At 55.6% G+C, this 10,338-nt stretch carries 11 protein-coding genes; 9 read left to right on the forward strand and 2 right to left on the reverse strand.

What is annotated here, in order from left to right:
• Window positions 1-3: 3 nt before the first annotated feature.
• From LJE63_11230 to LJE63_11240, 3 genes are all read left to right on the forward strand, one after another.
• Window positions 4-645: a serine/threonine protein phosphatase gene (locus LJE63_11230; GenBank protein ID MCG6907178.1), complete on the forward strand. Its 642-nt coding sequence runs from the start codon at window positions 4-6 to the stop codon at window positions 643-645.
• Between the two features lie 138 nt (window positions 646-783).
• Entirely contained in the window at window positions 784-1,341 is a 558-nt protein-coding gene (locus LJE63_11235; GenBank protein MCG6907179.1) for an SH3 domain-containing protein, read from the forward strand.
• Between the two features lie 51 nt (window positions 1,342-1,392).
• The gene (locus LJE63_11240) at window positions 1,393-2,088 is read left to right on the forward strand and encodes a tetratricopeptide repeat protein (GenBank protein ID MCG6907180.1); all 696 of its coding nucleotides are present in this window, start codon (window positions 1,393-1,395) and stop codon (window positions 2,086-2,088) included.
• A gap of 70 nt (window positions 2,089-2,158) precedes the next feature.
• On the opposite strand, the gene LJE63_11245 is transcribed toward LJE63_11240, so the two are convergent.
• Both LJE63_11245 and LJE63_11250 read right to left on the reverse strand, forming a co-directional pair.
• Window positions 2,159-3,541, reverse strand: a complete 1,383-nt coding sequence (locus LJE63_11245) for a sigma-54 dependent transcriptional regulator (protein ID MCG6907181.1) — start codon at window positions 3,539-3,541, stop codon at window positions 2,159-2,161.
• A 97-nt stretch (window positions 3,542-3,638) separates the two neighbouring features.
• Entirely contained in the window at window positions 3,639-4,958 is a 1,320-nt protein-coding gene (locus LJE63_11250) for a two-component sensor histidine kinase (protein MCG6907182.1), read from the reverse strand.
• Between the two features lie 593 nt (window positions 4,959-5,551).
• On the opposite strand from LJE63_11250, the gene LJE63_11255 reads away from it, so the two are divergent.
• The 6 genes from LJE63_11255 to LJE63_11280 form a co-directional block, all read left to right on the forward strand.
• Window positions 5,552-5,773 (forward strand): helix-turn-helix transcriptional regulator, encoded by a 222-nt coding sequence (locus LJE63_11255; GenBank protein MCG6907183.1) that lies wholly within the window; start codon window positions 5,552-5,554, stop codon window positions 5,771-5,773.
• An 11-nt stretch (window positions 5,774-5,784) separates the two neighbouring features.
• Entirely contained in the window at window positions 5,785-6,840 is a 1,056-nt protein-coding gene (locus tag LJE63_11260) for a pilus assembly protein PilM (GenBank protein ID MCG6907184.1), read from the forward strand.
• Window positions 6,837-7,418, forward strand: coding sequence for a PilN domain-containing protein (locus LJE63_11265; protein MCG6907185.1), 582 nt, complete (start codon window positions 6,837-6,839; stop codon window positions 7,416-7,418). Before LJE63_11260 ends, LJE63_11265 begins: the two co-directional genes overlap by 4 nt.
• Window positions 7,415-8,110, forward strand: coding sequence for a type 4a pilus biogenesis protein PilO (locus LJE63_11270; GenBank protein ID MCG6907186.1), 696 nt, complete (start codon window positions 7,415-7,417; stop codon window positions 8,108-8,110). The genes LJE63_11265 and LJE63_11270 overlap by 4 nt, the downstream gene beginning before the upstream one ends.
• A 3-nt stretch (window positions 8,111-8,113) precedes the next feature.
• Entirely contained in the window at window positions 8,114-8,869 is a 756-nt protein-coding gene (locus LJE63_11275; protein MCG6907187.1) for a pilus assembly protein PilP, read from the forward strand.
• Window positions 8,870-8,873: 4 nt separating this feature from the next.
• Window positions 8,874-10,338: AMIN domain-containing protein (locus tag LJE63_11280; GenBank protein MCG6907188.1), on the forward strand; the 1,465-nt coding region annotated here is incomplete at its 3' end.

The following is a 10,338-nucleotide window of genomic DNA, read 5'->3' on the forward strand; positions in this document are numbered from 1 at the left end:
CTCATGACGCGCCACACCTACGCCATCGGCGACATCCACGGCTGTGCCGACAAACTGCGCGGCTTGATCGATCAACTGGACATCGACCCCCAGCGGGACCAGCTGGTTTTTGTTGGAGACTATATCGATCGGGGGCCCGCCTCCTTTGAGGTCGTGGAATACCTGCTGGGGCTGAAAACCACGCTTCAGGATGTGGTTTTTCTGAAGGGCAACCATGAACAGATGTTGGAAGATTACCTCGCCGGACCCGATAAGCTGACCTTTCTGATAAACGGCGGTCAAGCCACCCTGGACAGCTATCTGCGTCACCGCCAAACCCCCCGGGCGCCTGTGATTCCCCCGCGGCATCAGGCCTTTTTCAAGGGCCTGCGGCTGTTCCATGAAACCGAAAACCACATTTTCGTGCATGCCGGCCTGAAGCCCAAGGTGCCCCTGGACCGGCAGGACCCCCGCGACCTGCTCTGGATTCGGTCTCGCTTCATCTATTCGGAAGCCGATTTCGGCAAGCCGGTTGTTTTCGGGCATACCCCGTTTCCCGAGCCCCTGGTGCAGGCCAACAAGATCGGGATCGACACCGGCGCCGTCTACGGCCACCAACTGACTTGTGTAAAACTGCCGGATCTGGTCTTTTTTCAATCGGCATAACCGGCGCTGATTTCCGGATGGGAAAATTAATGAAACGGTAAAAAGTAAAAATTCAGACGGTTTCGAAAAAAGGCCAAGTCCAAGGCGCGCAAATCTCGAGGAGTGAGGCGTGCTGCTGCACGCCGCAGCGACTTCGAGATGCAGCGCAACGCAGAAATTGGCCTTTTTGCGGAACCGTCAAAATTGGTGCCGCCAATCAAGGAGAGCGTTATGGTGATGCGTGTTCTTCAAAAACGGAAAACGGTTTTCGAGAAATGGACCGCCGGGGTTTGCCCGGTGTTGCCGGTTCTCTTGCTTTTAAGCCTTCTGCCGGCCACGGCGCTGGCCGAGCGTCTCAGTGTGGCGGTACCCATTGCCAACGTTCGGTCGGGACCCGGCGGCGATCACCAGCTGCTGTGGAAAGTGGAAAAATATCACCCGCTGGAGATTGTTAAAAAATCGGGATCCTGGTATCAGTTCAAGGATTTCGAAGGCGACAGGGGCTGGATCAGTGCGCCGCTGCTGGCGAAAGTGCCGGCAGTGATAACCAAAGCCGATAACTGCAATATCCGTTCAGGTCCCGGGACCCAGTACGATGTGGTCTTTGTCGTCGACCGCGGGATTCCCTTCAAGGTTCTGGACAAAAAGGATAAGTGGCTTCAAATCCAGCACGCCGACGGTGATAAAGGCTGGATCCACGACAATTTGGTTTGGTGAGTCTCCCCCGGCTGGGGGATCTGAGAGAAATTTGCCCAATTTGGAGGTGGCATGGCCAAGAAGAAAAAAATCAGCCGCAAGGAACTCCTCAGCCAGCAGGACGAGTTTTTGACCTATTCAGCCAAACTGCTGCAATACGCGGCCCGGCATAAAAAACCGTTGGCAGTCGCTTTAGGGGTCGTGTTGGCGGTGGGGATCGCGGTCAGCGGCTACCAATTTTTTTCGGCCCAGAATGAGAAAAAGGCCTCCTCCCGGTCGGCGCAGCTATTCGAGCGCTACGAAACCCTGGCCTCCGAAAAGTCCGCCGTGGAAGCCTACCGGGCCGTCGAAAAGGATTTCCAGGCGCTTATCAGCGATTTCCCCCGCACCCAGGCCGCCAGACGCGCCGCCGTGACCCTGGCCAACATCGGTTACCGGGCCGGCGATTACGACGACGCGATGGCGCTTTACCGCCAAAACATCAACGCCTTCGAAAATGATCCGGCCATCCAAGGCCTCATTTTGAGCAGCCTGGCCTATTGCCAGGAGGCGAAAAAAGAATATGCCGGCGCAGCCCGGGATTTCGATCAGGTCGTTCAGGGAGACCGTTTTCTAATGAAAGATGACGCCCTTTTCGGCCTGGCGCGGGTTTATGACGGGATGGGGGAAAAAGAAAAGCGGCTGGCGGTGCTGGACCGGCTTGTTGCCGACCACGAGGATTCGATTTACCATGCTTTGGCGCGCGAAGCGGCTGCCGGCCTGAAGTGAGGGGGGGCTGAAACGATCCCGCGGGCGCGATGCCCCGCCGTTGCGCCGGGCGCGGCCCGGTGCCGGCCGGTTACTCTTTCGACTTGACCTCCAATCCCAGTTTTTTGATTTTCATATTCAATCCGCTCTTGCCGATCCCCAGCAATTCCGCCGCATGGGCCTGAACGTTGTGGGTTGTTTTCAGCGCCCGCAGAATCATCTTCTTCTCGACTATCGTCAGGGTTTCGTTGAGTTTGGAATTGGCCGGGATGCCGTCCAGGTAAATGGTGGTGGTCAAGTTGTCTTTGAAGTCCTGGGGCAGATCGGCTTCGCGAATGACGTCATTAGGACACAAGATCATCGCCCGCTCGATCACGTTCTCTAGCTGGCGCACGTTGCCCGGCCAACTGTAGTCATAAAAGAGCCGCTCCACTTCGGGATCCAACCCCTTGATGGGGACGTCGGCCTTGCGTTCGCCGGCGTACTTGTCAATGAAGTGCGCCACCAGAAGCCGGAGATCCTCCTGGCGTTTGCGCAGCGGGGGCAGGGCGATGTGGACAACATTGAGACGGTAAAAGAGGTCCTCGCGAAAACGCCCGGCTTTGACCTCCTTTTCCAGCTCCTTGTTGGTTGCAGCGATCAGGCGAATATCCACCACAACCGGCTTGACGCCCCCCACCCGTTCAAAAACCTTTTCCTGCAGGACCCGGAGCAGTTTGACCTGTAAATTCGGGGAAAGTTCTCCAATTTCATCCAAGAAAAGAGTGCCTGTATCGGCCAGCTCAAAACGCCCCTTCTTCATTGAAACCGCGCCGGTAAAGGCCCCTTTCTCGTGGCCGAAGAGCTCGCTTTCCATGAGGCTTTCGGTCAGGGCCGAGCAGTTGACCGCAATAAAAGGCTTTTTGGCGCGGGGGCTGTTGTAGTGGATCGATTTGGCCACCAGCTCCTTGCCGGTCCCGCTTTCGCCTTCGATCAGGACGGTTGCCGTGGCCTGGGCCACCTTTTGGATCAACTGGAAAACATCCCGCATCGCCTTGCTTTTGCCGATGATGTTGCCGAAGCGGTACTGGGACTCAAAAGCGCTCCGGAGATGGCGGTTTTCCTTTATCACCCGGTACATGGCGACGGCCTTTTTCACATGCAGCACCATGCGCTCGTTGTCAAAGGGTTTCTGAAGGTAGGTGTAGGCGCCCTTCTGCATGGCCTCCACCGCTTTTTCCACCGTGCCGTGGGCCGTCATCATGATCACCGGCAGGTCGGCATCGATCGCCTTGATCCGCTCCAGCAGCTCGATCCCATCCATCGTGGGCATTTTCATGTCCGTCAGCACCAGGTCCACATCCGAGTTTTCCAGCGTGGACAGCGCTTTCTCCGCACTGCCGGCCGTCAGGGTTTCAAAGCCCTCCTCCCCCAAGACGGTGCTGAGAATGGTCAGGTAATTTTTTTCATCATCAACGATCAGAATGGTTTCCATCAGCGAACCACCTGTTGTCGGTTGGTTGTTGGCGTTGCCGTCTCAAGGGTCGGCGCGGGTATCCGATGGGCGCAAGGCTGGTTTTTGGGGGGCGGCTTCACTCCGGCCCCAGGGGCAGGGCCACCGTGACCCGCGTGCCGCCCTCCGGCCGATTGCCGATCCGGATATGGCCGTCGTGAGATTCGATGATGTTCTTGACGATCCCCAAACCCAGGCCGGTGCCCATTTCCTTGGTGGTGAAAAACGGGTTCCAGATCTTTTCCTTGACCTCCTCCGCAATGCCCGTGCCGCTGTCGTCGAAATGCAGCAGCGCCTGTTGGCGGTCCATTTCGGTTGTGATTTGCAGCCGACCGCCATCGGGCATGGCCTGCATCGCGTTGATCAGGATGTTGAGAAAGGCCTGGTAGAGCATGTCGGCGTCTGCGAGGATCGCGGCCAGACGCGGGTCATAGCGTTTCTCCACCGCATAGCCCTTCTCTTTCAGCTGCGCGTCCAGAAACGTCAGGTTTTTCTCGATGATGTCCTCCACCCGGCATGACTCCCTTTTGGGGTCCTTGGGCTTGGCGTAGTTGAGAAAGTCGGTGATGATATCGTTCAGCCTGCCGGCTTCTTCGACGATGATGTGCGGAATCCGGTTTTCGGGGTCGAGCTGCGCCATTTTTTTCTGCAGATGTTCGGCGGAGCTTTGAATAATTCCCAGGGGATTTCGTATTTCATGGGAAATGCCGGCCGTCAATTTGCCCAGCGAGGAGAGATGCTCCGCCCGGCTCAGTTCCTCCTTCAAGCGCAGGCGTTCCCGGGATCGGCTTTCGATGATGGCCTCGCCCCGCTTGACGACAAAAAGCAGCGAGAGAAAAAGAACGCCCATCACCACCGCCGAGGAAACAATAACGCCCATCTGGAACCTGAAAAAGGTCCGGTACTCGTCGGAAAGGTCCTGAACGATCTCAACCACCCCCAGGACCGGCCCTGAAATTCGGGAGAGAGGTTTTTCGGCCCGCAGCGCGGCAAAGGTGATGATCTTGCTCTCTTTGGGAATTCCAAGGAAAATTTCCAGGAAATTCCCACGCTGCACCAGCCGGGAGGTGGGGCGGCCCTCCAGGGCATAGCGGTACTCCGGTCCTCCCAGGTCCTTTTTACCGATCAGATCCTTGTCGTAACTATAGGCGACGATATTGTTTTTGTCAAAAATATTAACGCTTTCCACCTTAAAGCTGTGAAAGGTGCTGCGCACGACCTTGTCCATCCGATCAAACTGCTCGGGGTTTCGCAGTTGGATTTTGCCGTATTTGAGGGCCACCGGAATCACAAATTGCAAAAAGACCTGATGGTTGAGGTTTTCCACCAGTGCGAGGGCATAGTCTTCGCTCTTTTGGCGTTGATTGGCGCGCGCCCAGTGGGTGTTCAAGGCCGCCAAAACAAGCGTTCCGAGGAAAATCGCGATCAGACTGGAAAAGGTGAAGTATTTGACTAGCCTGAACGGTTTGGTTTTTTCTTCAGAGGACGGGGATTTCAGAACCTTCCCATGTCGTTTTGGATTGTGTGCAAGAGGCTTTCATCTAAGAACTTTTGATAGTCAAAGGCAAGTGAATTTTGAGGCCCGACACGGTTCCGGGCGCGGACGTGCGGTTTTCAGCCTGGAGGGCCCGCCGCCGCGGGCGTTGGAAACGCGTCGCACCCCAAAGCACCGCCATTCGGCCGCCCCATCCGGCGCGGAAATGGTATTTGCCACATCATGTGGTGCGGCCAGGCGATCCGCTCTGCCACATGTAGCGGCGCAGGTCCTTCCGGGTCTTGATTTTGCGGATGCTAACTAGCTGGGAAAGTTATGTTAAAGTTTGCCAAAGGCGTCTCCGATAACCTTAGTACCAGAAACAATCCGCTATCTTTGGCCGCGATTTTACGGGCAACGACAACGGCAGGCACCGGCGCATTAAAGCGCGCGACGTTTTCCTTTCAGCCTTGGCGCGCGAGGCTGTTTTAATCAATTCACGCCCTGGAACGCAAAGAATGCAAGAAACAGAAAACCTCGAAGCGGGCAAAAATTGTCTTAAGGAAATCCGCGAATCCCTCCTGATGAGTAAGTCCGAACTTGCCCGAACCGCCCATGTTTCACCGATCACCATCAGCCGTATTGAAAAAGGTATGGCCTGTAGAATGGAGACCAAGCGAAAAATCATCCTGGCACTGGGTTTCAAACTCAAAGACAAAGACAAAATTTTTAGCGATTAAAAGAGAATACTATGTTTTTCGGGAAAAAAGATCAACTTGTCGGCCTGGACATCGGCTCGAGATCCATCAAGGTAGCCGAGTTGGCGGAAACCAAAAAAGGTCCCAGTTTGAAAAAGTTCGGACTGATCGACCTCGCCCCGGGAGCCATTGAGGAAGGCCTCGTGCGGGACCCCAAAGCCGTTGCGGACAGCATTCGGGAGCTTTTCAAACTCTACAATGTCAGCGAACAGAATGTTGCCATATCCATCGGTGGCTACTCCGTAATCGTCAAAAAAATCTTTGTGCCCTCCATGACGGAGGAAAAGCTCCAGGAGACGATCCACCTTGAGGCCGAACAGTACATTCCCTTCGATATCAGCGATGTCAATCTCGATTTCCAGATTATCGGGGAAAGTGAACACAACGCCAACCAGATGGCCGTGCTGCTGGTCGCCGCCAAGAAGGAAATGATCAACGACTACGTTCAGCTGGTTCAAATGGCCGGCCTGAACCCTTGCACCATCGACATCGATGCCTTCGCGCTGCAAAACATTTTCGAGATCAATCATCAGGACAATCCGGACAACGTGGCCCTGATCGATATTGGCGCAAGCAAGACCTCCTTGAATATCCTGAAAGGCAAGACCTCCGTTTTCATGCGGGATGTTTCCCTGGGATGTGCCCAGATCAATCAAAAAATGGTGTCGCTTTTGGGGTGCTCTTTTGAAGAGGCGGAGCATATCAAGCTCAGTGAGCAGCCCGAGGGCATTTCACCCGAGAACCTGCGGGAGATCACCTCGGCCATCGTATCCGACTGGTGCACAGAAATCAGGCGGGCGCTTGATTTTTTCTATTCCACCTACCCCGACGATCATGTCAAGCGGATCGTTCTCAGCGGTGGCGGGGCCAATATCGGCGAATTCAGGGATCTGCTGGCGGTGGAAACCTCGGCGGATGTCACGGCGATCAACCCGTTTGCCAGCTACTACGTCGACGACGAGAAGTTTGATCCGGCATATTTGGAAAAAATCGGTCCCCAGGCAGCCATTTGCATGGGATTAGCTAACAGAAGAGTAAATGACAAATGATACGAATCAATCTACTGCCATTTCGGGCGGCGCGCAAAAAGGAAAATGTTCGCAAGCAGGCGTCTATTTTCATGCTCTCGATTTTTCTGGGCGTCATTCTGCTTGGCTACTTGAGTTTCATGTTCGGCAGCAAGGTCGGCAAGATGTCGACGCGGATCCAGGAGACCAAAACTGCCCTGGCGCAATTCGATGTCCAGGCAAAAGAGGTCGACCAAATTCAAAAAGATCTGGAAGTTCTCAAAAAAAAGATAGACGTGATCACCAACCTCAAATCCAATCGCAAAGGGCCGGTTCTCCTTTTGGATAGCCTGACCCAGTTGGTGATACCCAAGCGCATGTGGCTCACCAATCTGGAGGCCAAGGGCGATGGGGTCAACATCAAGGGCGTCGCCCTGGACAACCGCACCGTTGCGGATTTCATGACCCAGCTGGAAAAATCCAAACTGTTTGCCAGCGTAAACTTGTCGACCCTCAATCAGAAGACCATCCGGGACGAAATGAATCTGAAGAGTTTCATCATCACCTGCAACAAAGCGGCGGCAGAAAACACGGTGACCAGCGAGGCCAAAAAACAATGAAAAAGTCACGCAATCCCATTCAGATCTTGGATCCGGTTTTCGGAAAATTTGAAAACTTATCGAAGCTGCACCGGATTCTGGTTGTCTGCGGAACCATCGCCATTCTTGTGGGCGGCTTCACCTATTTTTCCTACTACCCGAAGCTGAAGACCCTGAATGCCCAGAAGAAGGAGTACACCCTTCTCCATCAAAAGCTGACCGCGGCCCAGCAGAAAGCGGCCAACCTGGAGAAATTCCGGGAGGAAAAGCGCAAAGTCGAAGCCCACTTCCAGGTGGTCAAAAAAGCCCTTCCCGAAAAGGAGGATATTCCCTCCCTGCTGGCGGGGGTCTCGCAGTCCGGTCAGGATTCCGGTCTGGATTTCGTTCTGTTCCAGCCCAACCCTGAAGTTCTCAAGGACTTTTACGCCGAGATTCCGGTTTCCATCAACGTGACCGGCGAGTATCACAATGTGGCGTCCTTTTTTGACCGGGTATCCCGTCTTTCCAGGATTGTCGACATCAAGGACATCGAAATGACACCGATTTCGGATGTCAAAACGGTCAGGAAGGCCTCGGCCAACAGTTCGCAGGCGGTCCCGGCCAACGTCCTGAGCACCAAATGCACCGCTGTCACCTACAAATTCGTCGAAAAAGCGCCCCAGCAAACGGCCCCCGACGCCACCAAGTCCAAAAAATCCGAAAAGAAGAAATAAGCCATGGATAAAAAACACGCCATTAAAGTGACTTCCGCCTGTTTCGTCCTTTCGCTGCTGATCCTTACGGGCTGTGAAACGCGCACCAAAACGGCCCGAAACCCGGAGGTGGTCAAAAAGAAGATCGTCGTGGCCCAGGCCGACAACCGGTCGGTGGCGGTGGCGCAGACCGACACCGGGGCCGGCAGCCCAGGTGCGATCACCTTGGACAAAACAGCCGATGGACTGGAAATCAACACCCTGGAAACCGCCGAGCTCTACAATCCGGAAGGCAAAACCGATCCTTTCGCACCGCTTTTCAGAGAAGAACCGGTGGCGGCCTCCGGAGCCCTGGCGGTCAAGACCCAGCGGGCGCAGCAGCGGATTCCGTTGACGCCGCTGGAAATGGTGGATCTCAGCCAGCTCAAACTGGTGGGTATCCTGCGTGCGGACAGTGGCAACAAGGCCCTCGTCGAAGAGTCCAACGGAAAGGGGTACGTCGTTAAAAAGGGCGTTTATCTGGGGTCTCGCGGCGGGCGTCTGGAAAAGATCCTCAAAGACAGCATCGTTGTCTACGAACCCCTGCTGCCGGTGCATGAGGTCGACGAAAAGTCAATTTACGACGTCGAGGGCAAAAATTTCTCGATCTTTGAGGCCGAGGGCAAAAAATTCGCCAATGTCGATGGAAAGAAGTTCGAGGCGCTCGTCAGCACCATAGACGGTAAAGCTTTTTTTGTTGATCCCAAGGAACTGAAACTTCAGAAACCTGCTGGAGAATGACAACATGAACTACCCAATGGCAAACATCTTTTCGAAACGGGCGCTGAGACTCTGTGCGGCAATTTTGGCGGTGGTTTTTTGCGGCTGCGCCACCCAAACGGCCAACAACACTCCCGGGGACGCGTTGCAGGCCCCATCAGCGAAGCAGACGATTTCAAAAATCACCACCAGCGAAGAGGGCGGGACAGTCACGGTAACACTGGCGGCCGATCAGAAGCTGGCCTACACCGCCATTAAACAGGCGAAACCGCTGGCGGTGGTGCTGTACTTTCCGGAAACCCGGATGGACCAGGTGGCGTCCGTTTTGGCGCCCGCCCCCAACGAGGTCATTTCCTCCATCAGGGTAGCCGGAAAAGATGTCGGCGGTACTCCGGCGCGCGTTGAAATCCTGCTGAAAAAGGATGTGCGCTATGATGTCGACGCCGATGACCAGAACCTCCGTTTGGTGTTCAGCAAAACCGCGACCGCTGCGGCCCCGGTTTATGCCGCGGCGCCCGCTTCGGAGGCCGCCCGGTCTGCCAGGCGATTTGAACAAATTGAAATCGTTCCCGGGAAAGATCGCGTCGATCTATTGATCCAAGCTGACGGGCCGGTGGATGATTACAAAACATTTTCAATCGAAACACCGCCGCGAATGGTTTTTGATCTGCCCAAAGTCACGCTCGCGGGCAATAAAGAGCAACACTTTGCGGTCAAATCCCCCTTGATCAGTCAGGTCCGGGTGGCGGGTTATCCGGATCGTACGCGGATCGTCCTGGACACCGACCCGAAGTATTTCAAAGGGTTTTCCGCCAAGGTGAGTGATAAAGGGCTGATGATCCAGGTGGTCGATCCGGCCAAACCCGTGACGGCCGTAGCCGCAGGACCCGTCGCCGCGCCCCTTGCAGTGGCCGCCGGTGAGCCGGCCTGGGTCAACCGGGTCGACTTTTCAAGCGAAGCCGACGGTAGATCGGCCATCATCATCGGGACCACCCAACCCGTCAAGTTCAAAATTGCCAAGGCCGGCGATAAAAAGCTCGATCTGAACCTGTTCAATACCAGTCTGCCGGCGCATCGCAAGCGCCCCCTGATCACGACACGCTTTGAGAGTGCCGTGGACCGGATCCTTCCGGTTCAAACCAAGGAGATGACTGACCGCTCGCTGATATCCATCGAGCTGCGTGAAAACGTGCCGTATTTTGTCGAGCAAAAGGACAACCTGCTGACCCTGCGCTTTGAGAAGTCTGCGATTGCGCCCCGGCCGGTTGAGGCCGCCAATCTGCCCGGCTGGCAAAAGGCGTTGACGGAAAGCGACGTCCGGGATGAGGGCCCCACCGCCCGGGCGGCTGCAGCGCGGCCTGCCCCGGCCGAGGCCCCCAAGGCGGCGCAGCCCCTGATGCCGGCGACCAAGTGGGAAGAACTCGAAAACGGCGTTACCTATGCAAAGGCCCAAAGCGGACCTGAAGCCTATGATTTGCAGCGGCTGGAGA

This window comes from Desulfobacteraceae bacterium (assembly GCA_022340425.1).
Classification (GTDB): domain Bacteria; phylum Desulfobacterota; class Desulfobacteria; order Desulfobacterales; family JAABRJ01; genus JAABRJ01.